This is a genomic window from Micromonospora sp. MGP-C2 (assembly GCF_057766525.1).
The window spans coordinates 2,801,777-2,825,519 of record NZ_JBYMEN010000002.1 but is presented as its reverse complement, the minus strand read 5'-3'; the positions used below and the strand labels follow the sequence as shown (position 1 = coordinate 2,825,519).

The window sequence follows — 23,743 nt, the reverse complement described above, 5'->3', positions numbered from 1 at the left end:
GATGCGGGTAAATTGCGGATTGCATGGGGAATTGAGATAGATGTCGGGATTTGCGCTGTGTGCGGGCTGCGCCGACCAAGCAGCGAATGAGCAGGCACGATCCCGAGCCGGGCCGTGCGAATATGGGCGGCGTGACCCCCGCCAGCCTCGCCCCCATTCTGCTCGTCCTCGGTGACGAGGAGCTGCTCGCCACGCGCGCGGTCACCGAAGCTGTCGCGAAGGTTCGCGGTGTCGACCCCGAAGCGGACGTCCGCGAATACCAGGCCAGCGCGCTCACCGTCGGCGAGATCGCCGAGATGCTCAGCCCGTCGCTGTTCGGTGGACGGCGGCTGCTGATCCTGCGCTCCGGTCAGGACGCCCGCAAGGATCTGGTCGCCGCACTGCTCGCGTACGCGAAGAACCCCGACCCGGACGTCCAACTGCTGGTGCTGCACCCGGGCGCCGCCAAGGGCAAGGCGTTCGCCGACGGGTTGCGGGCAGCCGGTGCGACTGTCGTGCCGGCGGCCAAGCTCAAGGGGCACCGCGACCGGGTGGCCTTCGTCCGCGACGAGATCCGCCGAGGTGGCGGAAAGTGCACCGACGACGCCGCCGAGGCGCTCATCGCGGCGGTCGGCAACGATCTGCGCGAGCTGGCCGCCGCCTGTTCCCAGCTGATCGCCGACACGGACGGGCGGATCAGCGCCGACACGGTCTCCCGTTACTACCGCGGCAGGGTCGAGGTGACCGGCTTCACCGTGGCGGACGCCACCATGGTCGGTGACGTGCCGGCGGCGCTGGAGGCACTGCGCTGGGCCCTGCACGTCGGAGTCGACCCGGTGCCCATCGCCGACGCCCTGGCCGACGGAGTACGCACGGTTGCCCGGGTGGCCTCGGCTGGGCGGGGCAACCCGTACCAGCTCGCCAGCAGCCTCGGGATGCCCGCGTGGAAGATCGAGCGGGCGCAGCGGCAGGGGCGTGGTTGGACCCCGGAGGGCCTGGTCCGGGCCATGCAGGTCGCCGCCGAGTGCAACGCGGCCGTCAAGGGTGGCTCCGACGACCGGGCGTACGCCCTGGAGCGTGCGGTCTTCTCCGTCGCCGCGGCCCGGCAGGGCAGCACCAGGTGACGGGGGCGAACCGCCCGGCCTGGGCCACCATCCCCGTGGACGAGGAGCGTTACCGGCCGCTCTACGCCCGACTCCTCGGCCTGCGGTTCGTCAACCCCGGCGGCGTGCTGTGCTTCCTCTTCTTCGAGGGCACCATCGCTCTGGCGGTGCTGCTCGCCCTCGCCGAGCTGGTCACCTGGTGGGCGGTGCTGGTGCTGCCCGTCGTGGTGGCGGCCATGGTCAAGCTCAACGACATGGTGGCCGCGATCGTGGTCCGTTCCGCCGCGCTCGTGCCCGAGCAGGAACGGGACCGGTTCCGACGGCAGATGGAGCCGGCGGTCGGCCGAGCCCAGGTGGAGTGGATCTCGCACAGCGTCACCGGCGTGGTGATCACCGCGGATTCGGTGCCGCCCGCCCGCCGCCCCGACCCGTCAGACTGAGCCCGACCCGTCGGATCGAGCGCTGGTCGGTCGGATCGAGCGCCGGCCCGTCCGACTCAGCGCGGCCCGGCGGATTGAGCGTCGGCCCGTGAGATTGAGCCGTCTGCTCTGCGGGCACGACACCGGCCTGCGGACACGCGGAAGCCCCGGGCCTGAGCCCGGGGCTTTCCGAATCGGTCTGACGGTTGAGTCGTCAGGCGGCGGAGAGAGCACCCACGCGCTTCGCGATCGCGGACTTGCGGTTCGCGGCCTGGTTGGAGTGGATCACGCCCTTGCTGACGGCCTTGTCCAGCTTGCGAGAGGCGTCCAGCATCAGCGCGGTGGCCTTCTCGACGTCACCGGCCTCGGCAGCCTCGTTGAACTTCCGGACGGCGGTCTTCAGCGACGACTTGACCGACTTGTTGCGCAGCCGGGCCTTCTCGTTCTGCCGGTTGCGCTTGATCTGGGACTTGATGTTCGCCACGCGACAGCCTCGTCTTGATAGCTCGGGTTGGTCAGCTTGTGCGCTGGATGACGAACATGCGTCACCGCTGCGCGAAGAGCCAGGTTACCAGGTCGCCCGGGACGAGCCAAAACGGCTCGGCCTTCGCGCGGACGGACCCGGCCCGTCGACCACCAGATTACGCCCTCGACCGTTACGGCGGCTCACCCCGGGCCCGCGTCGCGCCCAGGTCAGGCCGCGTCACCGTCAGGCCAGCCCGCCGCCAGGCCGGCCGGCTCACCGCCAGCCCTGGCGGCGGGCCAGCCAGTCGAGTGACTGCTCGCCACTCCACCGCTGGTGGGCAGGCAGGTGCGGCGAGGCCGTCGGCGGCGCCGCAGCAGCACCGGTGAGGTAGTAGCCGGCCAACGCGGCCAGGGTCGCGTCCAGCGCGTCCGGGGGCGCGCCGACGGTCGTCGGGTGCGTGGCGAAGAGCCGGTCCGCGTCCAGCCCGCTGGCGTACGCGGTGAGCAGCAGGCCGGCCAGGTCGAACCAGGCCGGGCCGGAGCAGACCCACGTCCAGTCGCAGAACCAGGCTCGGCCGTGCGCGTCGATCAGCACGTTGTCGACCCGCAGGTCCCCGTGGATCAGGCTGGTCGCCCCGGCGGCGTACCGGGGGAGGCGGGACTCCAGCGCCACCAGCTCGGCCAGGCGACCCTGCGCCGGAGCGGGCAGTGGTGGGACCGGCTCGCGCCCGGCGGCGACCTCCTCCCACCAGAGGATGTCCGAGCGAGCCAGGTCCGACAGCTGCGGCAGGCCGAGCGCGGTCAGCTCGACCGGTGGGTCGGCCAGGGCGGCGGCGACCTGCGCGTACCCGGCGAGGGTGGCGTCCAACTCGGCCGGCACCCAGGGCAGACGCGGGGTGTGGCCGTCGACGGCGTCGGTGCAGAGCACGAACCAGCCAGCTTCGGACAGGGTCCACCGGGGGCGGGGCGCCGGCAGGTCGGCCGGCAGCCGATCCAGGATCGCGGCCTCCCGGGCGTACCACTGGACCAGATGCGGTTGCTCGGCGGCGGGTGCCGCCTTCACGAAGGCCCGGCCGCCGTCGGCGGTGTGGAGCACTGCGGCGAAGCCGCGGGTGAAGCCCGCACCCGCGACCCGGGCGGTTACCACCGGCGCGCCCAGCCGGTCGGCGACCGCGGCCCGCAGCGCCGCCGGCAGCGTCGGCCACGAGGGGCGCAGGGCACTCGCGTGGTAGGGCACCGGCGGCAGCGGGGGAAGAGGCACCACACCATGCTGCCCTGGGGTACGTGCGCGACGCGCGGCGACACTGCCAGACTGCCAAGCCATGAGGACCGAGGACTTCTGGCAGCTGATCGACCAGGCGCGAGCGGGCGGTGGGGGAGAGCCCGGGCCCGTCGCCGCGCGGGCGGTCGCGCTGCTCGCCGAACGCGACCCGGAGGACATCATCGGGTACGCCCGGCACCAGACGAGGGTGCTGGCCGCCTCGCACAAGGCGGATCTGTGGGGTGCGGCGTACCTGATCAACGGCGGCGCTTCCGCCGACGGCTTCGAGCACTTCCGGGGCTGGCTGATGACCCAGGGTCGGGCGGTCTTCGCCCGGGCGGTCGCCGAACCGGACTCGCTGGCCGAGTTGCCCCAGGTGCGGGCAGCCTCGCTCAGCGGCGAGGAGTTCTCCGCCGAGCAGATGCTGTCGGTGCCCTGGGACGCGTACCGAAAGGCCACCGCGACCGAGTTGCCGGCGGACCGCGACCCGGTGCGTACGCCGGACCTCAACGACTTCTGGGACTTCGACGACGAGGAGGAGGCCCGCCGACGGCTGCCCCGGCTGGCCGCGCTCTTCGTCGAACCGCCGATGGAGTGAGGGGTCCTCGGGCCGATCCATCGCCCGCGCAGCGGGCGTGCCCCGGCGGCGTGGGAACATAGAGGGGGTCGGCGGCGCGCCGGCCTGTTCACGTCAGCCGACCAGAACGGACCGCTGTGCCACCGAAGCTCGATCCCGGCGCGAACGCCCCTGGTTCCACCGACCCCGGTCGCATCCGGAACTTCGGCATCATCGCCCACATCGACCACGGGAAGTCGACCCTGGCCGACCGGATGTTGCAGCTCACCGGTGTGGTCGACCCCCGGCAGATGCGCGCCCAGTACCTGGACCGGATGGACATCGAGCGCGAGCGCGGCATCACGATCAAGAGCCAGGCCGTTCGCATGCCGTGGACCATCCGCGAGGGCGAACGGACCGGCGAGCACGCGGTGCTCAACATGATTGACACCCCGGGGCACGTCGACTTCACGTACGAGGTGTCCCGGTCGCTGGCCGCCTGCGAGGGCGCCGTGCTCCTGGTCGACGCCGCGCAGGGCATCGAGGCGCAGACCCTGGCCAACCTCTACCTGGCGCTTGAGAACGACCTGCGCATCATCCCGGTGCTCAACAAGATCGACCTGCCGGCCGCCCAGCCGGAGAAGTACGCCGAGGAGCTGGCCCACCTCATCGGTGGCGACCCCGCCGACTGCATCCGCGTCTCCGGCAAGACCGGCGAGGGCGTGCCGTACCTGCTCGACGAGATCGTCCGGCAGTTCATCCCGCCGGTCGGCGACGCGGCGGCGCCCGCCCGGGCGATGATCTTCGATTCGGTGTACGACGTCTACCGCGGCGTCGTCACGTACGTCCGGGTCATCGACGGCCGGATCAGCGCCCGGGACCGGATCAAGATGATGTCCACCGGCGCCGTGCACGAGCTGTTGGAAATCGGCGTCATCTCGCCCGAGATGGTCAAGGCCGAGGCGCTCGGCGTCGGCGAGGTCGGCTACCTGATCACCGGTGTGAAGGACGTCCGGCAGTCCCGGGTCGGTGACACGGTCACCATCAACAGCCGTCCGGCGGCCGAGGCGTTGGGTGGTTACAAGGACCCGAAGCCGATGGTCTACTCCGGCCTCTATCCGATCGACGGGTCCGACTACCCCAACCTGCGTGAAGCTCTGGACAAGCTCAAGCTCAACGACGCCGCGCTGGACTACGAGCCGGAGACCTCCGGTGCGCTCGGCTTCGGCTTCCGTTGCGGCTTCCTCGGCCTGCTCCACCTGGAGATCATCCGGGAGCGGCTGGAGCGCGAGTACAACCTCGACCTGATCTCCACCGCGCCGAACGTCGTCTACCGGGCGATCACGGACGACGGCGAGGAGATCGTCGTGACCAACCCGAGCGAGTACCCCACCGGCAAGATCGCCGAGGTGTACGAGCCGGTCGTGCGGGCCACCGTGTTGACGCCCAACGACTATGTGGGCGCGGTGATGGAGCTCTGCCAGGGCCGGCGCGGCAACCTGCTGGGCATGGACTACCTCTCCGCCGACCGGGTGGAGCTGCGCTACACGCTGCCCCTCGCGGAGATCATCTACGACTTCTTCGACCAGTTGAAGAGCCGCACCAAGGGCTACGCCTCGCTCGACTACGAGCCCACCACCGAGCAGGCGTCCGAGTTGGTGAAGGTGGACATCCTGCTGCACGGCGAGCCGGTGGACGCGTTCAGCGCCATCGTGCACAAGGACAAGGCGTACAACTACGGCGTCACCATCGCCGCCAAGCTCCGTACCCTGATCCCGCGCCAGCAGTTCGAGGTGCCGATCCAGGCGGCCATCGGCAGCCGGGTCATCGCCCGGGAAACCATTCGGGCGATCCGCAAGGACGTGCTCGCCAAGTGCTACGGCGGCGACATCAGCCGTAAGCGCAAGCTGCTGGAGAAGCAGAAGGAGGGCAAGAAGCGGATGAAGATGGTGGGCCGGGTCGAGGTCCCACAGGAAGCCTTCATCGCCGCGCTCTCCTCCGACTCCGGCGATGGCAAGGCGGCCGGGAAGAAGTAGCAGCTCCCGCAGCGGGTCCGCCGGCGCGTTGCTTGCGTGGCGGGTGTTCTTGCGTGGTGGGGTGCTTTCGTGTCGTGGGGTGCTCTCGGGTGGCGACTTCCCGAAACGCGAGTGGACCGGCCACCGCCACCGCCACCGCCACCGCGCCGGCCACTGTGCTCGGCCACCGGCCCCGGGCGCGCCACCGGCCACCGGCCACTGGGCCCGGCCACCCGGCACCGGCCAGTGCCGGGAAGAAAATTTTGCTGCGCTGTCGTGGAGTGCCGGGGGTGACCAGATGGGCTCCCACCTGTGTGGATGCGCTCCCACGCGGAACCGACGCAGCTCTGGGCATTGACGTCTGGCGCTGCTATCTCAGGTGAGTCGGTTTGGATTTTCGGTGGGTCGGGCAATTAGCGGTCACGACAGGAAGCACACGCTTGTGTGTCAGACATTCTTTGAAGGAGGGTGGCCGTGGAGCTCACCGTGTGGGGCATCATCACTGCGATCGTTGTTGGTCTCATCGTCGGCGCGCTGGGCCGCCTGGTTGTTCCGGGTCGGCAGAACATGCCGATCTGGCTGCACCTGTTGATCGGTGTGGGTGCGGCTCTGCTGGGCACCGTGCTGGCGCGGGCCATCGGCATCGCGACCGAGACGAACGGTATCGACTGGGCCGAGCTGCTGGTGCAGGTCGTGGTGGCCGCGATCGCGGTCGCGCTGGTGGCCGGCGTGGGTGGCCGCCGCCGCGTGACCCGGTAACACCGAGCATCACCCCGCACCACTGCTAGATCTTTGATGGGCGCCCGACCGACAGGTCGGGCGCCCATCGGCGTTCCTCCTGTTCGGAGGGTGGTTGGCCCTTCGAATCGCGGCCGACCGTAACCCTGGTTCGCCGGCTCGGCCCGTCGAGCCGCCGTGATCGACTCGGGTTCAGGGAAGTCGGGGTGTGCCAAGGCCTCCGATACCCCAGTTTCAAGGATTCCGTGTTGATCAATGTGCCCAGCGGCGCCGGTAGGTCGGGGATCGCCGGCTGGTCGCGGACCTCGGCAGGACCGCGTCCGTCGGGCGATCGGCGGTCGGCGAAACGTGTTCGTGTCTGCCAAATCGTGATCGTTTGGCGGATGGAGTCGGTTTGGATTTTCGGTGGGTCGGGCAATTAGTGGTCACGACAGGAAGCACACGCTTGTGTGTCAGACATTCTTTGAAGGAGGGTGGCCGTGGAGCTCACCGTGTGGGGCATCATCACTGCGATCGTTGTTGGTCTCATCGTCGGCGCGCTGGGCCGCCTGGTTGTTCCGGGTCGGCAGAACATGCCGATCTGGCTGCACCTGTTGATCGGTGTGGGTGCGGCTCTGCTGGGCACCGTGCTGGCGCGGGCCATCGGCATCGCGACCGAGACGAGCGGTATCGACTGGGCCGAGCTGCTGGTGCAGGTCGTGGTGGCCGCGATCGCGGTCGCGCTGGTGGCCGGCGTTGGTCGCCGCCGCAGCGTCACCCGATAACGACCCGGCATCACCTGGTCGAACAGCACCACCGGCAAGACGGCAACACTGGAAAGAGCGCCCGGCCTTTGGCCGGGCGCTCTTTCGTGCTGGTACACCCGACTTCGATCCGATGCGGCAGTGCCGATCGTCGGGCCTCTGCGGTACGGTCGCGACGCTTCGGCCAGTCCCGCCCACTGTCGTAAAGGAATTCTCCGTACTAGGGTGCGGCGGAGAAGGTTAGTTCCAGGCGGCGCGAGGGGAGCAGTGGCGTGAACAGGTGGAAGCGGTTGGCCCCGGTCACCGCCATGGTGGCCTCGGCCGCGATGGTGCTGACCGGCTGTGGGGGTTCCGACGACAAGGCGGCCGACGACAGCAAGCTCACGGTCTGGATGATGGGCGAGGGCGGCGACGCGCAGAACACCTTCCTCGACGGGGTCGAGGCCGAGTTCCGCCAGAAGCACCCTGACACCGACGTGGTGGTGCAGTACATTCCCTGGCTCGAGGCGCCCAAGAAGTTCCAGGCCGCGCTCGCCGGTGGCGAGGGACCGGACATCACTGAGCTGGGCAACACCGAGACCCAGGGCTGGGCGGCCCAGGAGGCGCTCGCCGACGTGAGTGGTCGGATGGGCGGCTGGGCCGACGGCAAGGATCTGCTGCCCGACCTGGTGCGCAACGCGCAGCTCGACGGCAAGCAGTACGGCGTGCCCTGGTACGCGGGTGTGCGCGCTATCTACTACCGCACCGATTGGTTCGCCGAGGCCGGCGTGCAGCCCCCGAAGACCTGGGACGACCTGGTCACCGTGGCGAAGACCGTGCAGGCGAAGAAGAAGGGCACGTACGGCATCGCGCTGCCGGGCAACTCGGAGCTGCCGTTCTACTCCTTCCTCTGGGGCGCCGGCGGCGAGATCGCCAGCAACCAGGGCGGCACCTGGAAGTCCGGCTACACCACGCCGGAGGCGCAGCGGGCGGTCAAGTTCTGGACCGACCTGGTGACCGTGCACAAGGTGGCCCCGCCGGCCGCGGCCGGTTGGAACGAGATCGACGCGCGGACCCAGTTCGCCACCGGCAAGGCGGCGATGGCCTTCGCCGGCAGCTGGCAGCAGGGTGCCATCAAGAAGGACAACCCCGAGATCGAGAAGGTCTGGGGTACGTTCCCGATCCCCGGCCCGGACGGCAAGGCGGCACCCGGTTTCGCCGGCGGTTCGGACGTGGCGATCTGGAAGGACAGCGAGCGCCAGGATCTGGCCTGGGACTACCTGACCGTGCTGCTCAACAAGAAGAACTCGCAGAGCTTCGCGAGCAGCCTCGGCTTCTTCCCGGTCTACCAGGACCTGGTGGCCGGTGACGCGTACGCCAACGACAAGGTGATGGCGGCGTTCGCCACCACCATGCAGAACACCAAGCTCACGCCCCTCACCCCGAAGTGGGTGGAGGTCAGCCGGACCAAGACGGTGACCCAGGCGATGAACAGCTCGGTCATGAAGGGTCAGAAGACGGTCGAGAAGGCTACCGCCGACGCGGCCGGTGAGATGGAAGGCATTTTGAACAGCAAGTGAGCTTACAGACAAGAAACCCGGAGACGGCCGCCGCGCGGGAGACCCCCGCGCGGCGGCGTCGCCGGGTTGACCGCCTGCCCTACCTGTTACTCCTGCCCGCACTGGTGATCATCGGGGTGCTGCTGCTCTGGCCGCTCGGCCAGGTGGTGGTGATGTCCTTCTACCGGCTGAACACCGTCCGGCAGCTGCGCGGCGACCGGGAGTGGCCGTGGGTGGGGCTGGGCAACTACGCCGACATCCTCTCCGATCCGTTCTTCCTGACGGTGTTGCGCAACACGGTGTTGTTCGCCGCGGCCAACGTGCTGCTCACCATGGTCCTCGGCACCCTGGTCGGGCTCCTGCTCAACCGGCTCGGCCGCAAGATGGCGACCTTCGTGGCCAGTTGCGTGATGCTCGCCTGGGCCACCCCGGCGCTGACCGGCACCATCGTCTGGAAGTGGATTTTCGACGACACGAGCGGCCTCGTCACGTGGCTGTTCAACGCCCTGCCCGACGGGCTGTCCAACAGCCTCTTCGGCCGTAGCGACTGGACCGGCTACGGCTGGTTCAACTCGCCGCTGCTCTTCTTCTCCATCCTCACCCTGGTGGTGGTCTGGCACTCGTTCCCGTTCATCGCGGTGAGCGTGCTCGCTGGTCTCAAGAGCGTGCCGAGCGAGCTGCACGAGGCCGCGCGGGTGGACGGCGCCAGCCCGTGGCGGGTCTTCTGGAAGATCACGTTTCCGCTGCTGCGGCCGGTCTTCGGGATCCTGATCGTGCTCTCCACCATCTGGGACTTCAAGGTCTTCACCCAGCAGTTCGTGCTGGCCGGCGGCACCCAGGACCGGCCGACGTTCATGCTCGCCATCTACTCGTACGCCGAAGCCTTCTCCCCGCCGCCGAAGTACGGACTCGGCGCGGCCATCGCGGTGATCCTCACGCTGATCCTGCTGATGGTCACCGGCTTCTACGTACGGATGGTGCTCAGGCAGGAGGACGAGTCGTGAAGAAGGTCGCCCTCAACGGCGCCGGGCTGCTGGTCGCGCTCTTCGCGGCGTTCCCGGTCTACTGGATGATCTCCACCTCGCTGAAGCCGAGCAGGGAGATCTTCTCGTCCACTCCGCAGCCGGTGCCTACCCACCCGACGCTGGAGCACTACCGGCAGATCCTGACCGGCAACCTGATCCCCGGGGTGAGCTTCCTCGACTTCTTCCTCAACAGCGCGCTGGTCGCCGTCTCCACAGTGGTGCTCAGTGGGCTGGTGGCTCTGCTGGCCGCGACGGCGGTGGCGCGGTTCCGCTTCAAGCTGCGGACCAGCTTCCTGATCATGCTGCTGGTGGTGCAGATGATTCCGCTGGAGGCGCTGGTCATCCCGCTGTTCCTGATGATCCAGCGACTGGGGCTCTACAACACCCTGCCCAGCCTGATTCTCACGTACCTGGGCTTCTCGCTGCCGTTCGCGGTCTGGATGCTTCGTGGTTTCGTCGCCGCGGTGCCCAAGGAACTGGAGGAGGCGGCGGCCATCGACGGGGCGAGCCGGGCCCAGATCTTCCGGCGGGTCCTCTTCCCGCTGGTCGCGCCCGGCCTGGTGGCCACCAGCATCTTCTCCTTCATCACGGCGTGGAACGAGCTGATCTTCGCGTTGACGTTCATCAACGACCAGGGGAGCTACACCCTGCCGGTGGCGATGACCTTCTTCTTCGGCCGCGACGACACCAACTGGGGGCCGGTGATGGCCGCGTCGACCCTGTTCACCCTGCCGGTCATCATCTTCTTCCTGCTGGTGCAGCGTCGGATGGTCTCCGGCCTGGTGGCCGGCGCCGTCAAGGGTTGAGCGGTCGGAAGCGCTGAGCGGTCGGAAGCGCCGCCCGGCGGTCAGTCGGGCGGCGGCTTCGGCAGTCGCTCCATCCGGTTCCAACCGGACCAGCCGCGCTCGTGCATCAGCTCCCGCAGCCGCCGCACCCGCGGGTCGGACTCGACGGCAAGCGCGTCGATCAGGTCGTGTGGAAGATCGTCATTGGCCTCCTCGACGTTCAGGACCTCGCTGGCGTCGTACGCCTGCTCTGCCAGGCAGGCCATGATGTCGGCGGCCTCCGCCAGCCGCGGGTCGTCCTCCTCGTCACCGTCGAAGATCTCCGAGAGCACCCGGTAGAGCCGGACGACCTGCGGATCATCGAGGTGGGCGATCTTGCCGGGCATCCACTCGACGATGCGGTCGGGCCAGCGCGCCGCGACCAGGATCCACCCGTCCCGTTCGGCCTCCACCATCCGCTGGGACGCCCCGATGCCCCGGAGTCGGTCGAGATAGGCGGCGACCTCCGGTGGGAGCGCCAGGCTGTCCCCGGCGGTGAGTTGCGCGATGTGTCTGCGGCTGGTCTCCAGCCGTTGGATCTCGTCGCGCAGGTGGTTGTCGATGGTCCGGATCGCTTCGGCGAAGGCTGAGGCGTCGGCTTCGAGCATCCGACTGATCTGCGACAGTGGCACGCCGGCGTCGGCGAGGGTGCGGATCTTGATGAGCGACACGACTGCCGTTGCGCCGTACCGCCGGTAGCCCGAAGCGTCCCGCTCCGGCTCGGGCAGGAGCCCGATCTGGTGATAGTGCCGCACCGCCCGCACCGTGACGCCGGCGTACGCCGCGAGTTGGCCGATCGTCAGCATGCCCTGATCCTGCCCGTAGTCCGTCCAGCTCTGGTCGACACCCGTTCAGGAGATCGTGCGACGGTAGGTGACATTGGCGAACAGGTAGGCGAGGACGAGGATGCCGGCGCACCAGGCGAGGGCGATCCAGATGTCGGCGCCGACCGGCTGTTGGGCGAACAGGTCCCGGATCGCGTTGACGATGGAGGTCACCGGCTGGTGCTCGGCGAAGGCGCGTACCGGGCCGGGCATGGACCCGGTGGGCACGAAGGCCGAGCTGACGAACGGCAGGAAGATGAGCGGATAGGAGAACGCGCTCGCGCCGTCCAGCGTCTTCGCGGTGAGGCCGGGAATCACGGCGATCCAGGTCAGGGCCAGGGTGAAAAGGATGAGGATGCCGGCGACCGCGAGCCACCCCGACACGCCCGCCCCCGTACGGAAGCCCATGATCAGGGCGACGCCGACGACGACGACGATCGAGATCAGGTTGGCGACCAGCGAGGTCAGGACGTGCGCCCACAGCACGGCGGAGCGGGCGATCGGCATGGACTGGAACCGTTCGAAGATGCCGCCCTTCAGGTCGAGGAAGAGCCGGAAGGCGGTGTAGGAGATGCCCGAGGCGATCGTGATGATCAGGATGCCGGGCAGCAGGTAGTTGACGTAGGAGTCGGAACCGGTCTCGATCGCGCCGCCGAAGACGTAGACGAACAGCAGCATGAAGGCGATCGGCATGATCGCGGTGGTGATGATGGTGTCCGGGCTGCGGGCGATGTGGCGCAGCGAGCGACCCAGGAGTACGGCGGTGTCGCCGACGAAATGCTTGTTCATCGTTGTTCCTTGCTCGTGCGGGCGCCGACGACGGTGAGGAAGACGTCCTCGAGGCTCGGCTGCTTCTCGACGTACTCGACTTTTGCGGGTGGGAGGAGCTGCTTGAGCTCGTCGAGGGTGCCGTTCACGATGATCCGGCCCTCGTGCAGGATCGCGAGCCGGTCGGCGAGGTGCTCCGCCTCCTCGAGGTACTGAGTGGTGAGCAGTACGGTCGTACCACCCTTGGCGAGTTCCTTGACGGCCTGCCACACCTCGATGCGCGCCTCCGGGTCCAGCCCGGTTGTCGGCTCGTCGAGGAAGATCACCGGTGGGTTCCCGATGAGGCTCATCGCGATGTCCAGCCGGCGGCGCATGCCACCGGAGTACGTCGCCACCCTCCGGGTGCCCGCCTCGGTCAGCGAGAAGCGCCTCAGCAGGTCATCCGCGACCGTGCGCGGCGCTGGACGGTGCCTGAGCCGGGCGACCAGGACGAGGTTCTCCCGCCCGGTGAGGACCTCGTCGACCGCCGCGAACTGCCCGGTGAGACTGATCGACTCGCGCACCTCGGCAGCCTGCGTCGCGACGTCGAAGCGGTTGACCCGGGCGGTCCCCGCGTCGGCCTTGAGCAGCGTGGACAGAATCTTCACCACAGTGGTCTTGCCCGCCCCGTTGGAGCCGAGCAGGGCGAAGATGGAGCCGCGCGCCACGTCGATGTCCACACCGCGCAGCACCTTCAGTTGCTTGAACGACTTCTCCAGGCCCCGCACGTGTATCACGGGCGGCTCGACCTGATCGGTTGCTGGCGGGATGCTCATGGCCGCCAGCATGGAGGGTTGACGCAGCGTCAAGGTCAAGCCCGCACCGCGAATTCACCTAGGCTGACGGTCATGACGGGCAGGGTGGCAGCGGTGAACCTCGGCATCGTGACCGAGGCGCAGTGGGCCGGCGACGCGAGTGGTCGCAGCGGCATCGACAAGCGGCCGGTGGACGGCCCGGTGCAGGTCCGCGTGGACGGGGTGGTCGGTGACTTCATCGGCGAGCGAGCCCACCACGGCGGTCCTGACCAGGCGGTCTACGCCTACGCGGAGGAGGACGCCGCCTGGTGGGCGGCCGAGCTGGGCCGCGCCGTACGACCGGGTGGCTTTGGTGAGAACCTGTCCACCTACGCGGTCGACGTGACCGGCGCGGTGATCGGCGAGCAGTGGCAGGTCGGTTCCGCCCTGCTCCAGGTCACCAAGCCGCGTACGCCCTGCACCACCTTCGCCGGGTTCTGGGGCGTACCGGATCTGATCAAACGCTTCACCGCCCGGGCGCTGCCCGGCGCGTATCTGCGCGTGCTGCGGGAGGGCGAGGTCGGCCCGGGTGACCCGGTCGAGGTGGTGGAGCGGCCCGCGCACGGCGTGACCATCGGCGAGGTGTTCCGGGCGACCAGCCTTGAGCCGGAGCTGCTGCCCCGGCTGCTGGAGGCGGAGGGCCTGCCGGAACCGATCCGGGAGAAGGCACGCCGCCGCCTCGCCTCCCGCGGCTGACCGCGAGCCGCGACGACACGCGGCCCTCCCGTCCAGGTCGGGATAGACGGTCAACAGGAACCGACGGCGGACGGTTGCCCGTATTGTCCCCATCGAGGGCATGCGGCGGGGGACCGGGTGGAGCGCGATGTCGATGGCGACGGACGGCGGTGCTGCTGCGGCCTCACCACCTGATCCGGGTCTGGAGCGTCCGGCGTTCCTGGAACTCTTCTTCGACCTCGTCTACGTCTTCGCGCTGGTCACCCTGGCGACCGTCCTGGCCGAGAACCTCAGCTGGACCGGCCTCGCCAGGACGCTGGTGCTGCTGCTCGGGTTCGCGATGATCTGGGCGCTGACCGTCTGGGCGGCGGACAGCGTCGACCTGACCCGCCCGGCGGGGCAGGGGCAGTTCATCTGGGTGGCGGCGGCCAGCCTGCTGTTGGCCGCGCTCGCGCCCGACGCGTACGACGATCACGCGCTGGCCTTCGCGATCACGTACGTGGTCATCCACCTCAGCGCCTCGGCCTACTACGTCCTGGTCGTCTCGATCAGGAAACCGCCGCGTCGCAGCATCCGGATCCAGGTCTGGGAGGCCATCGCCGGCGTCGGCTGGATCGGCGGGGCGCTCGTCGGCGGTTCGGGACAGTTGGCGATCTGGGCGCTCGCGGTCGTCGTCGAGTACGGCGCAGCCGTGTTCGGCTGGCCGGTGCCGCGGATCGGCCGCTCACGACCGCGCGACTGGCGGCTGGTCGGCGCGCGGGTGGCTGAGCGGTACCGGCAGTTCGTCATCGTCGCGCTCGGTGTCTCGATCTTCGTGACCGGAACGACCTTCAGCATGAGCGAGTACACGCTGGTGCGAGGGTGGGCACTGCTCGTGGTGTTCACCACCGTCGTGTTGATGTGGCGGATCTACACCTACCGCGCCGGTGAGCTGCTGACCGACGCGATCACCCGGTCGACCAACCCGGCGCTGCTCACCCAGTCCGCGGCGGCCACCCATCTGGTCATGGTGGCCGGAATCGTCGGCGCGGCGGTCACCAGTCACCTCGTGGTGGGCCGCCCGTTGGGCGAGACCCCGCCCTCGTGGGCTGCGGTGATCCTCGGCGGCCCCGCGTTGTACCTGGTCGGCCGGGGAGTCCTCGACTTCACCGTGTTCGGGCGGATATCGCGGTCCCGGCTGGCCGGGCTGGTGCTGCTGGCGTGCGTGGCGCCAACCGCGCCCCTGCTGCCGCCGGTCCTGGTCGCGCTGCTCGCCATGGCGGTGCTGCTCCTGATCGCCGTGGCGAACCTGGTGAGCACCCGACTACACGCACGTACGCCGGCACCGCCGATGCTGCGGTGAGTCGGCACGGGCGGCCAAGGCCGGGCGACCGCTCAGAGTGACGGCGCGGCGACCAAGGCCCGGCGGCGGTCACGCGCGGCCAGCCCTTCCCCGACCAGGGTGAGCAGCAGGACCAGGTTCGCCAGCACCAGGGCGGCCAGGGGCGGGAGCAGGAACGTGGCGGGTGCCATCAGGGCGGCCAGCACCACGATCGCCAGCACCCGGGACCAGAGCATCCGGCCGGTCACCACGGCATCGAACAGGACGCTGCCGAGCAGGAAAAGGGCCGGTCCGCCGAGGATGGCGGCCATCAGCTCGACCGGGGCGCGACCGGACGGCTGATCAATGACTGTCAGGGTGCTGGCCGAGACCACCACCACCCCGGCCACCATCACCAGATGGCTGTACGAGGTGGAGGTGCCGGGGCGCACCCGTTCCACCGTCGCGACGCTCGGTGGGGCCAGGATCCGCTGGACCCGCTGGAAGTAGAGCTGGAACAGGAGCACCGCGCTGACGAACGCGACCGCGCTGGTGGCCACCTGGCCGGCCGTGAACCCGCTGCCGGCCAGTCCCATGCCGGTGCTCAGGATCAACTCGCCGAGCGCGACGATGAAGATCGCCCGGTGCCGTTCGGAGAGATGCACCCCGGTGAAGATCTGGCTGGCGAGTTCGGTGCGCCCCAGCCTCGGCGTCGGCCAGCCGAACCGGGCCGAACCGAGGTCGACCGCCACCGCGAGCGACCAGAGCGCCAGCCGAGCCGTCTCGTCCACGAACACTCCGGCCACCCACGGCGCCACTGTGACGCCGAACCAGAAGAAGACCCGGATGCTCCTGGCCTGGATCGGGCGGTTCACCCGGGTGCCGGGGATCAGGACGGCGTCACGGACCAGGTGGATGCCGAAGTACGCCGCGACGAAGAGCCACCCGTACCGGCCGAAGGCGTACGGGGTGGCGATCGCCATCAGCAGGGTGCCGAGCATGACCAGCAGGACGGTCGCCTGGATGATCGGCAGTCGGGGGTTGAACAGGTCGGTGAGCCACGCGGTCAGCACCCAGACCCACCAGGCGGCCAGCAGGAGTACGGCGGTCTGCAGCGCACCCCGGATGGTGAGGTCGGCGGCCAGGCTGGCGGCGAGCCGGGAGAACATGAAGATGTAGACCAGGTCGAAGAAGAGCTCCAGGAAGGTCGGGTATTCCGGCTCACCCCGGCGGCGGAGGATCCGGGGAAGCGGAGCGGACGTCACTGCGACTGCCTCCTGTGCCACCCCGCGCCCTGGGGTGGGGGCACCGCGCCCCGACCTGCGCACCCGTCACGCTACCGACAGTGCGGCCTGCGGTGGTCGGGAACGGGGCCGGCCCGAGCGGGTCGTGTCCGCAGACACGAAAAACGGCCCCTCTGCCACCGCTGGGCGATGGCAGGGGGCCGTTCTGCGAGCGGTGGGTCAGCGGAGCCAGGGGATGTTGCGGTCGAGCAGACCGCGGTCCTTGAGCTCCTTGCGCAGCGGGATCTCGTCGTCGACGTACCCGTCCCAGTTGATGCCCCAGTAGTTGGCGGTGTGGGTGCCCTCACCGATCAGCTGGCGCTGCACGGGGGTGCGGTTGCGGTACCACTCGCCGTTCACGTCGGGGTGCAGCTCGTCCAGCGGACGGATCCACCGGTAGGTGTAGCCGACGAAGAGCATCTTGCGGGTGACGGTCGACAGGTTCGTCGACCGCGAGTGCCACTGCCGACGGTCGAAGATGAAGGCGTCGCCCGGGTTGGCGGTGATCTCCACCGTGCCCTCCGGGTCGGGGTTCTGCACGGTGAGGTCCGCCGGCCGGGGCAGCGAGTTCTTCAGGTGGCTGCCCGGGATGACCTTGGTGGCGCCGCGGCCGGTCTCGGAGAGGTCCGACAGCACGTACGCGACCTTCAGCGAGAACATCGGCCGGGGCAGGTTCGGGTCCATCGTCTCCGGGTCGGAGTTCTGCCGGTACCCGTCCTGGTGCCAACCCCAGTACGGCTTCTCCGGCTCGGCGGCCGGCGGCGTGACGTCCAGGTGGTTGTGGTGCGTGTAGATGTTCCAGCCGGCCAGCCCCCACATGTACGGGAAGGCGATCGGGTGGGTCAGCAGCTCGCCGAAGAGCTCGTCGCGCTCCAGGAAGCCCAGCAGGTGCAGGGTGCCGTCCTTCTTGGTGGTGCCCTTCACCTGCTCCTCCGCGTAGACGCGGTCGACCGCCGCCTCCAGCGCCGCCCGGTGGTCCTCCGTCAGGACGTTGCGCAGCAGGAGGAAGCCCTGCTCGTGGAACTCCTTGCGGTCAGTGTCGCTGATCGGTTCGTAACCGGTCCGGTCGCCGTAATCGAACACCGCGTCGTACCCCTCCCCATGAGGTGAAACCTTTTCTGGCACAGGCCGCCGATCGTAACGCGACGGATCTGGCCCCGGGGAGGGCGTGTGGGGCTGGTGGGCCACAGGGGGACCCCGTGCAGCGAGAGGACTGCGGAGAGTGATTTGACCGTGATCAATAAAGGTATTTGCGGAGATTTGTCCGATTGTGCGGTGACTGCCGGTTAAGAGATCCGGGTCGGTCAACCCTCGTTGAACACCTCGGCCACCACCTGACCGGCGGGGCTCTGCTCGCCGTCCGCCCGGCCCCAGGTGCCGCCCCGGGCGGTCCACTCCAGGTCGCCGAAACGGACGCGCTTCACGCCGTGGTCCTGGGCGTGGGAAACCAGCCAGTGCGCGTACCGCCAGCCGTCGCGCTGGTCGTCCGGCGTCACCGCCAACCCGGTGGGGTCGGTCGGGTCGGTGCCCTTCAGCCCCCAGTCCAGCACCAGGTTGCGGGTCAGCTGTGTGGCCGCCGCCGCGCCGTGCATCGCCGGGGTGCGCCCGACGGTGCAGGCGACCGCGCCGGTCGCGTCGCCCATCAGCGCTCGGCTGAGCACCTCGGAGTCGTCGGCCCACTTCTGGTAGGCCTCCGGGAAGGCCGAGCGCTGCACCCGCTGGGCGGCGTCGGTGACGCGCATCTTCTCCCAGCCGCGCACCTTCTTGAGCGCCGCGTAGAACCGGTTGGCCGCGTAGCGCGGGTCGCGGATCTGGGCCGGGGTGCCCCAGCCCTGGCTCGGCCGCTGCTGGAACAGGCCGACCGAGTCCCGGTCGCCGTCGGCGAGGTTGCGCAGCCCGGACTCCTGGTAGGCGGTGGCCAGCGCGACCACCACGGCCCGCTCGGACATCCCGCGCTGTGCCCCGATGGCTGCGATGGTCGCCGCGTTGGCCATCTGGTCGGCGTCGAGCGCGACCCGACCGTCGGCCTGCACGGTGCACTTCCGGGCCGCCAGCGGCAACTGGAGGCGGTCACCGACCTGCCGTACGACGAGCCAGATCGCGATCACGGCGACGAGGATGAGCACCACTCCACCCGCCACGGTTGCCCGAGTTCGCACCCACACCCCCAGATCGACAGTCTGACAAGCGTACGTCCCCCGCGGGCCTTTCCGGGTCGTCCGCACGGTTCCAGGCCGGCTCTGCCGACCCGTTCCGATCGCGGCATTCCCGCTCCGGCCGCGCTCTCACCTGCCCGTACGGCCCTGTGGTCCACCCTGCTCCGGCGAGAATCGAGCCATCCGGCGCCAGGGCCCGCTGGCGGATCGCGGGCACCGCGTGTGCCGACAGTCTGACCTGTCGTGCGTGTCACCGCCCCGACGGTGCCCGGAATGGTCGGAAGGCCGAGGCGCTTACTCCCGATTGACATGTCAATTGCTGGCTCATCCGGCCGTTCTCGCAGATGGCCGGGGGTTGCCACGGAGCAAGGAGGAGTTCCATGGGAACGCTCGACGGCAAGATCGTGCTCGTCACCGGCACCGGCGGAGGCCTGGGGCGCGTCGCCGCGCAGATCTTCGCGCGGGAGGGCGCAAAGGTCGTCGGGGCCGACATCCAGGTCGCCGGAAACGACGAGACGGTCGAACTCGTTCGGAGCGCCGGCGGCGAGATGACCGGCATCGCGCCGGTCGACCTCACCGACCCGGAGCAGGTGCGGAAGTTCGTCGAGGACGCCGCCGCGACCTACGGCGGGCTCGACGTGGTCTACAACAACGCGGCAGCGCTCCGCTTCGGCCCGATGCCGGACTTCACCGTCGAGGCCTGGCGGTACACCATCACCGGCGAACTCGACATTCCGTACTTCGTGTCCAAGTTCGCCTGGCCCCACCTGGTCCGGCGTGGTGGTGGCGTCATCATCAACGCCGCCTCCATGGCCGGCATGATCGCCGGTCACGTCCCCCCGATGGTCGGCCACACCGCCGCCAACGCCGGCGTCATCGGCCTGACCCGACAACTCGCGCTCGAAGGCGCGCCGCACGGGATCCGCGCGGTGGCGGTCAGCCCGGGGCCGATCGTCAGCCCCGCAAGTGAGCGCGACCTGGGTGACAACCAGGCGGCTCGGGACGCCATCACCGGCAAGACGCTCCTCAAGCGGTTCGCTCAACCGGAGGAGGTCGCCGAACTGGTGGTGTTCCTGGCCTCCGACCGGGCGTCGTACATCACCGGGGCGAACTACCCGGTCGACGGCGGCGCGACCGCATGGTGACCGGACCGAATGGCCCGGGGACGCCACATCAAGCAGGCGGCGTCCCCAGCGTCCCCGGCCCTAGCCAACATGATCACCGGCGACCCCGGTCCTAGCCGGCATGATCACCGGAACCACCGTCCGGAGCGGGCACCCAGGCCGCTGGTCGTTTCTCCCGGAAGGCCATGATCCCCTCGCGCCCCTCGTCGGAGAGGAAGTAGCCGGTCGAGAGGGCGGACAGCCGGGCCAGATCACCGCGCAGCTCGGCGGCGCCCGGCCGGCGCAGCAGTTCCTTCGCCCCGGCCAGGGCGCCCGGCGCGCCGCGCACCAGCGAGTCGCAGTAGCGCAGCACCGCGTCGTCCAGCCCGTCCGCCGGGACCGAGGCCGTGACCAGGCCGATCTCGGCGGCCCGTCGGCCGTCGAAGGTGTCCCCGGTCAGGTAGAGCTCGGCGGCGGCGCGCGGGTGCAGCCGGGGCAGCACGGTCGCCGAGATCACCGCCGGGATAACCCCGATCCGCACCTCGGTGAACGCGAACGTCGCCTCGTCGGCGCAGACCGCCAGATCGGCGGCGGCGATCAGGCCCAGCCCGCCGGCCCGCGCCGGCCCGCCCACCCGGGCCAGCACCGGCTTCGGGCAGTCCCAGATCGCCGCGAGCACGTCACCCAGCATCGCGGCGGGCACCGTGCCGCTGGCGTACGCCGCGGCCGTCTCCTTCAGGTCGGCGCCCGAGCAGAAGACCGGGCCGGTGTGGTCGAGCACGATCGCTCGAACCGTCTCGTCGGCGACCGCGTCGCCCAACCCGGCCAGCAGCTGGGTCATGAGGCCGGTGGAGAGCGCGTTGCGGTTGTGCGGGCTGTCCAGGGTGAGGGTGGTCACCCCGCGGGCCGTGGCGACCCGCACGAGGACGTCGGGAGAGGTCATGCCGGGCACACTAGTGGCCATGCCCGGCGTCCTTCCAGATGGTGAGACCGTCCCCGTCGACGGATCGCTGCCCGCCACCGCCACCACGGCGGTCGGCGCGCGCGGCTTCGGCGTGTACGTCCACGTGCCGTTCTGCGCCAGCCGCTGCGGCTACTGCGACTTCAACACCTACACGGCGTCCGAGTTGGGCGGCGGTGCGAGCCGCGAGGGGTACGCCGACACCGTCCTGGCCGAGCTGGCGCTCGCCGCCCGGGTGCTGGGCGACAGCCCGCCGCCCCGGGTCGACACCGTCTTCGTGGGCGGCGGAACGCCCACCCTGCTCCCCGCCGACGACCTGGCCCGCATCCTCGACGGCATCGACCGCACCTGGGGGCTGGCCGCCGACGCCGAGGTGACCACCGAGGCCAACCCCGAATCGGTCACCCCGGAATCGTTGAAGCTGCTGCGGGCCGCCGGCTACACCCGCATCTCGCTGGGCATGCAGTCGGCCTCCCCGGGAGTGCTGGCGATCCTGGACCGCAAACACAGCGCCGGTCGGGCCACCGCCGCCGCCCTGGAGGCACGCGACGCCGGGTTCGAGCACGTCAACCTGGACCTGATCTACGGCACCCCGGGGGAGCGCACCGAGGACTTCGCCGCCTCGCTGGAGCAGGTCGTCGCCGCCGGGGTGGACCACGTCAGCGCGTACGCCCTGATCGTCGAGGACGGCACCCGGCTCGCCGCCCGGATGCGGCGCGGCGAGCTGGCGTACCCCAGTGACGACGTGGCCGCGGACCGCTACCTGGCCGCGGAGGCCGCACTGGACGCGGCCGGGCTCTCCTGGTACGAGGTCTCCAACTGGGCGCGCACCGACGACGCCCGCTGCCGGCACAACCTGCTCTACTGGACCGGGGCGGACTGGTGGGGGCTGGGGCCGGGGGCGCACAGCCACGTCGGCGGGGTGCGCTGGTGGAACGTCAAACACCCCACTGCGTACGCCCGGCGGTTGGCGGCGGGCGCGTCTCCCGGCCTGGCCCGGGAGGTGCTCACCGGCGACGAGGCGCACATGGAGGACGTGATGCTCCGACTGCGCCTCGCCAGCGGCCTCCCGTTGGCGGTGCTCGACGCCACCGGCCGGACGGGCGCCGAGCGGGCCCTGGCCGACGGCCTGCTGGCCGCCGACGAGTACGCGGCCGGCCGGGCGGTGCTAACCCTGCGCGGGCGGCTGCTCGCCGACGCGGTAGTGCGTGACCTGCTGCCCTGAGTGGGCGGGCCGGCCGGGGGAGCGGCCGACCCGGCATCACTTGATGAAGTTCGCGGAGAGCGGGTAGCGGTAGAGCTGCCCCTCGTTGGCCTTGATTCCGGCGATGATGCCGAACACGAGACCGAGGATGACGGCCGCGCCGACCCCGATGAAGCCGATCAGGATGCAGGTCAACACCCAGCCGACCAGGCCGACGATCGACCAGATGAGCTGGAAGTTGAGCGCCGCCACGGCGTGTGCCCGCACCGTCGGGGACTGGCTGCCACGTGCCAGCATCGCCACCAGCGGGGCGATCCAGCCGAGCACACCGCCGCTGACGATCATGCCGACGGCGCCGCCGAAGTGGGCGACCAGCGCCCAGGTCTTGTCCTCGTTGTTGGCGAAGCCGCCAGGGCCGCCGTAGGCGCCGCCGGTCGGGTAGCCGCCACCGGGCGGGGGATAGCCGCCGGGCGGGGGATAGCCACCCGCCGGAGGGTAGCCACCTGACGGCGGTTGGTCACCGGTGGGCGGCGGATAGCCACCGGGCGGGGGATAGCTGCCCGGGCCGGGTGCCCCGGACAGTGGTGCGGTGGGCGGCTCCGGCGGGTAGTTACCGGGGTCACCCGCGCCGGGAGGGCGAGGAGGTTCAGTCATGGATGCCACCGTAGGGGCACGTGGCAACGCGGCACCAGCGCGACACCGCCCGGCGGTGAGGGTCGATCGGCCCGGCGGGGTGGCGCGGGCCGCACCGACGGACAGCCGTTGATCATCGCGCTGGCGGGCACGCCGACGTAGACTGGCACTCGTTACAGTCGAGTGCCAGGACGGCCCGGCCGGCCGAGGACGCCGGCGGCCGACGTGCGACAGGAGGTGCGGAGGATGGGTCTCGACGACCGGAAACTCGCCGTGCTCCGCGCCATCGTCGAAGACTACGTCTCCACCCAGGAGCCGGTCGGCAGTAAGGCGCTGGTCGAGCGGCACCAGCTCGGGGTCTCCCCGGCCACGGTCCGCAACGACATGGCCGTGCTGGAGGAGGAGGGCTACATCCGGCAGCCGCACACCAGTGCCGGCCGGGTGCCCACCGACCGCGGCTACCGACTCTTCGTCGACAGGTTGTCCCGGGTCAAGCCGCTCAGCCCGGCCGAACGCCGGGCCATCGAGCGCTTCCTGGTCGGCGCGGTCGACCTCGACGACGTGGTGCACCGCACCGTGCGCCTGCTCGCCCAGCTCACCCGGCAGGTCGCCGTCGTGCAGTACCCGAGCCTGGCCCGCTCCTCGGTGCGTCACCTGGAGCTGGTGCCGATCTCCACCACCCGACTGATGGTCGTCATGATCGCGGACACCGGGCGGGTGGAGCAGCGTCTGGTGGAGCTGCCCGGTCCGGTGCCCGCCGACGACGTCACCGACCTGCGCCGACTGGTCAACGAGAAGCTCGCCGGCGCCCGGCTGTCCGACACGCCGCCGCTGGTGCAGGCGCTGGTCGAGGAGTCGTCGCCCAAGCTGCGTCCGGCCATGACCACGCTCGCCACTGTGCTGCTGGAGACCCTGGTCGAGCGGCACGAGGAACGCATCGCCCTGGCCGGCACCGCCAACCTCACCCGGGGTGGCCTGCTCGACTTCCAGGGTTCCCTGCGACCGATCCTCGAGGCGTTGGAGGAGGAGGTCGTGCTGCTCAAGCTCATCGGCGAGACCGAGCCGAGCACGACCCGGGTGCTGATCGGCGACGAGAACGAGTTCGACAACCTGCGGGCCGCCTCCGTGGTCAGCACCGGCTACGGCCCGGGCGCCACGATCGTCGGCGGCCTGGGGGTGCTGGGGCCCACGCGGATGGACTACCCCGGCAACATCGCCACGGTTCGCGCCGTGGCACGCTACGTGGGCGAGTTGCTGGCCCAGAACTGATTGGTCAGGGCCGATGCGGCCGGCTGCGGCCGCCGACCGGCACAACGCGAGACGAACATGAGGACACG

Annotated in this window: 24 protein-coding genes; 14 read left to right on the top strand and 10 right to left on the bottom strand. The window is 70.1% G+C overall.

Features of this window, described 5'->3' with window-relative positions:
- Positions 1 to 122 precede the first annotated feature (122 nt).
- Together holA and AC3CF1_RS12555 are read left to right on the top strand one after the other, a co-directional pair.
- Entirely contained in the window at positions 123 to 1,103 is a 981-nt protein-coding gene (gene holA, locus AC3CF1_RS12560) for a DNA polymerase III subunit delta (protein WP_488452073.1), read from the top strand.
- On the top strand, positions 1,100 to 1,522 hold the full coding sequence (locus tag AC3CF1_RS12555; RefSeq protein ID WP_088949713.1) for a hypothetical protein: 423 nt from the start codon (positions 1,100 to 1,102) through the stop codon (positions 1,520 to 1,522). The genes holA and AC3CF1_RS12555 overlap by 4 nt, the downstream gene beginning before the upstream one ends.
- Before the next feature lie 193 nt (positions 1,523 to 1,715).
- On the opposite strand, the gene rpsT is transcribed toward AC3CF1_RS12555, so the two are convergent.
- Together rpsT and AC3CF1_RS12545 are read right to left on the bottom strand one after the other, a co-directional pair.
- The gene (gene rpsT, locus AC3CF1_RS12550) at positions 1,716 to 1,985 is read right to left on the bottom strand and encodes a 30S ribosomal protein S20 (RefSeq protein WP_088949712.1); all 270 of its coding nucleotides are present in this window, start codon (positions 1,983 to 1,985) and stop codon (positions 1,716 to 1,718) included.
- Between the two features lie 255 nt (positions 1,986 to 2,240).
- A complete protein-coding gene (locus tag AC3CF1_RS12545) occupies positions 2,241 to 3,227 on the bottom strand; it encodes a phosphotransferase family protein (RefSeq protein ID WP_488450531.1) in 987 nt (328 codons plus the stop codon).
- Between the two features lie 61 nt (positions 3,228 to 3,288).
- Here AC3CF1_RS12545 and AC3CF1_RS12540 point away from each other — a divergent pair, with 61 nt between their 5' ends.
- The 7 genes from AC3CF1_RS12540 (at position 3,289) to AC3CF1_RS12510 (ending at position 10,648) form a co-directional block, all read left to right on the top strand.
- Positions 3,289 to 3,825, top strand: a complete 537-nt coding sequence (locus AC3CF1_RS12540; RefSeq protein WP_110562678.1) for a DUF4240 domain-containing protein — start codon at positions 3,289 to 3,291, stop codon at positions 3,823 to 3,825.
- A 116-nt stretch (positions 3,826 to 3,941) separates the two neighbouring features.
- Positions 3,942 to 5,819 (top strand): translation elongation factor 4, encoded by a 1,878-nt coding sequence (gene lepA, locus AC3CF1_RS12535; protein ID WP_088949710.1) that lies wholly within the window; start codon positions 3,942 to 3,944, stop codon positions 5,817 to 5,819.
- A 453-nt stretch (positions 5,820 to 6,272) separates the two neighbouring features.
- Positions 6,273 to 6,557, top strand: coding sequence for a GlsB/YeaQ/YmgE family stress response membrane protein (locus AC3CF1_RS12530; RefSeq protein WP_088951951.1), 285 nt, complete (start codon positions 6,273 to 6,275; stop codon positions 6,555 to 6,557).
- Positions 6,558 to 7,015: 458 nt separating this feature from the next.
- Positions 7,016 to 7,300, top strand: coding sequence for a GlsB/YeaQ/YmgE family stress response membrane protein (locus tag AC3CF1_RS12525; protein ID WP_091410004.1), 285 nt, complete (start codon positions 7,016 to 7,018; stop codon positions 7,298 to 7,300).
- Between the two features lie 251 nt (positions 7,301 to 7,551).
- On the top strand, positions 7,552 to 8,838 hold the full coding sequence (locus AC3CF1_RS12520; protein ID WP_354983380.1) for a sugar ABC transporter substrate-binding protein: 1,287 nt from the start codon (positions 7,552 to 7,554) through the stop codon (positions 8,836 to 8,838).
- Positions 8,835 to 9,821 (top strand): carbohydrate ABC transporter permease, encoded by a 987-nt coding sequence (locus AC3CF1_RS12515; RefSeq protein WP_354983381.1) that lies wholly within the window; start codon positions 8,835 to 8,837, stop codon positions 9,819 to 9,821. The genes AC3CF1_RS12520 and AC3CF1_RS12515 overlap by 4 nt, the downstream gene beginning before the upstream one ends.
- Positions 9,818 to 10,648: a carbohydrate ABC transporter permease gene (locus AC3CF1_RS12510; RefSeq protein WP_354983382.1), complete on the top strand. Its 831-nt coding sequence runs from the start codon at positions 9,818 to 9,820 to the stop codon at positions 10,646 to 10,648. Before AC3CF1_RS12515 ends, AC3CF1_RS12510 begins: the two co-directional genes overlap by 4 nt.
- 41 nt (positions 10,649 to 10,689) lie before the next feature.
- Here AC3CF1_RS12510 and AC3CF1_RS12505 read toward each other — a convergent pair whose 3' ends face one another.
- From AC3CF1_RS12505 to AC3CF1_RS12495, 3 genes are read right to left on the bottom strand one after another with little or no spacing between them, the layout of a single operon-like run.
- Positions 10,690 to 11,472, bottom strand: a complete 783-nt coding sequence (locus AC3CF1_RS12505; protein ID WP_488450530.1) for a MerR family transcriptional regulator — start codon at positions 11,470 to 11,472, stop codon at positions 10,690 to 10,692.
- A gap of 45 nt (positions 11,473 to 11,517) precedes the next feature.
- Positions 11,518 to 12,279 carry an ABC transporter permease gene (locus AC3CF1_RS12500; RefSeq protein ID WP_355160758.1) on the bottom strand — a complete coding sequence of 254 codons (762 nt, stop codon included), beginning with the start codon at positions 12,277 to 12,279 and terminating at the stop codon, positions 11,518 to 11,520.
- Positions 12,276 to 13,073 (bottom strand): ABC transporter ATP-binding protein, encoded by a 798-nt coding sequence (locus AC3CF1_RS12495; RefSeq protein WP_488450529.1) that lies wholly within the window; start codon positions 13,071 to 13,073, stop codon positions 12,276 to 12,278. The genes AC3CF1_RS12500 and AC3CF1_RS12495 overlap by 4 nt, the downstream gene beginning before the upstream one ends.
- A 72-nt stretch (positions 13,074 to 13,145) precedes the next feature.
- On the opposite strand from AC3CF1_RS12495, the gene AC3CF1_RS12490 reads away from it, so the two are divergent.
- Positions 13,146 to 13,787: an MOSC domain-containing protein gene (locus AC3CF1_RS12490; protein WP_088949703.1), complete on the top strand. Its 642-nt coding sequence runs from the start codon at positions 13,146 to 13,148 to the stop codon at positions 13,785 to 13,787.
- 127 nt (positions 13,788 to 13,914) lie between these two features.
- On the top strand, positions 13,915 to 15,108 hold the full coding sequence (locus tag AC3CF1_RS12485) for a low temperature requirement protein A (protein WP_488450528.1): 1,194 nt from the start codon (positions 13,915 to 13,917) through the stop codon (positions 15,106 to 15,108).
- A gap of 32 nt (positions 15,109 to 15,140) precedes the next feature.
- Here the strand turns inward: AC3CF1_RS12485 and AC3CF1_RS12480 are convergent, their stop codons facing one another.
- The 3 genes from AC3CF1_RS12480 to AC3CF1_RS12470 form a co-directional block, all read right to left on the bottom strand.
- Complete coding sequence (locus AC3CF1_RS12480; RefSeq protein ID WP_488450527.1) at positions 15,141 to 16,331, bottom strand: low temperature requirement protein A; 1,191 nt, start codon at positions 16,329 to 16,331, stop codon at positions 15,141 to 15,143.
- Between the two features lie 198 nt (positions 16,332 to 16,529).
- Positions 16,530 to 17,432 (bottom strand): phytanoyl-CoA dioxygenase family protein, encoded by a 903-nt coding sequence (locus tag AC3CF1_RS12475; RefSeq protein WP_488450526.1) that lies wholly within the window; start codon positions 17,430 to 17,432, stop codon positions 16,530 to 16,532.
- A 221-nt stretch (positions 17,433 to 17,653) separates the two neighbouring features.
- On the bottom strand, positions 17,654 to 18,514 hold the full coding sequence (locus AC3CF1_RS12470; RefSeq protein WP_328371282.1) for a hypothetical protein: 861 nt from the start codon (positions 18,512 to 18,514) through the stop codon (positions 17,654 to 17,656).
- Positions 18,515 to 18,885: 371 nt separating this feature from the next.
- Between AC3CF1_RS12470 and AC3CF1_RS12465 the strand changes: the two genes are divergently transcribed.
- Entirely contained in the window at positions 18,886 to 19,650 is a 765-nt protein-coding gene (locus tag AC3CF1_RS12465) for an SDR family NAD(P)-dependent oxidoreductase (RefSeq protein ID WP_355160754.1), read from the top strand.
- Positions 19,651 to 19,741: 91 nt separating this feature from the next.
- Here the strand turns inward: AC3CF1_RS12465 and AC3CF1_RS12460 are convergent, their stop codons facing one another.
- Entirely contained in the window at positions 19,742 to 20,551 is an 810-nt protein-coding gene (locus AC3CF1_RS12460) for an enoyl-CoA hydratase-related protein (protein ID WP_488450525.1), read from the bottom strand.
- 19 nt (positions 20,552 to 20,570) lie between these two features.
- Here AC3CF1_RS12460 and hemW point away from each other — a divergent pair, with 19 nt between their 5' ends.
- A complete protein-coding gene (hemW, locus tag AC3CF1_RS12455; protein ID WP_488450524.1) occupies positions 20,571 to 21,794 on the top strand; it encodes a radical SAM family heme chaperone HemW in 1,224 nt (407 codons plus the stop codon).
- Positions 21,795 to 21,830: 36 nt separating this feature from the next.
- On the opposite strand, the gene AC3CF1_RS12450 is transcribed toward hemW, so the two are convergent.
- A complete protein-coding gene (locus tag AC3CF1_RS12450) occupies positions 21,831 to 22,427 on the bottom strand; it encodes a DUF4870 domain-containing protein (RefSeq protein ID WP_354983390.1) in 597 nt (198 codons plus the stop codon).
- Positions 22,428 to 22,652: 225 nt separating this feature from the next.
- On the opposite strand from AC3CF1_RS12450, the gene hrcA reads away from it, so the two are divergent.
- On the top strand, positions 22,653 to 23,675 hold the full coding sequence (gene hrcA / locus AC3CF1_RS12445) for a heat-inducible transcriptional repressor HrcA (protein WP_088949695.1): 1,023 nt from the start codon (positions 22,653 to 22,655) through the stop codon (positions 23,673 to 23,675).
- Positions 23,676 to 23,743 lie beyond the last annotated feature (68 nt).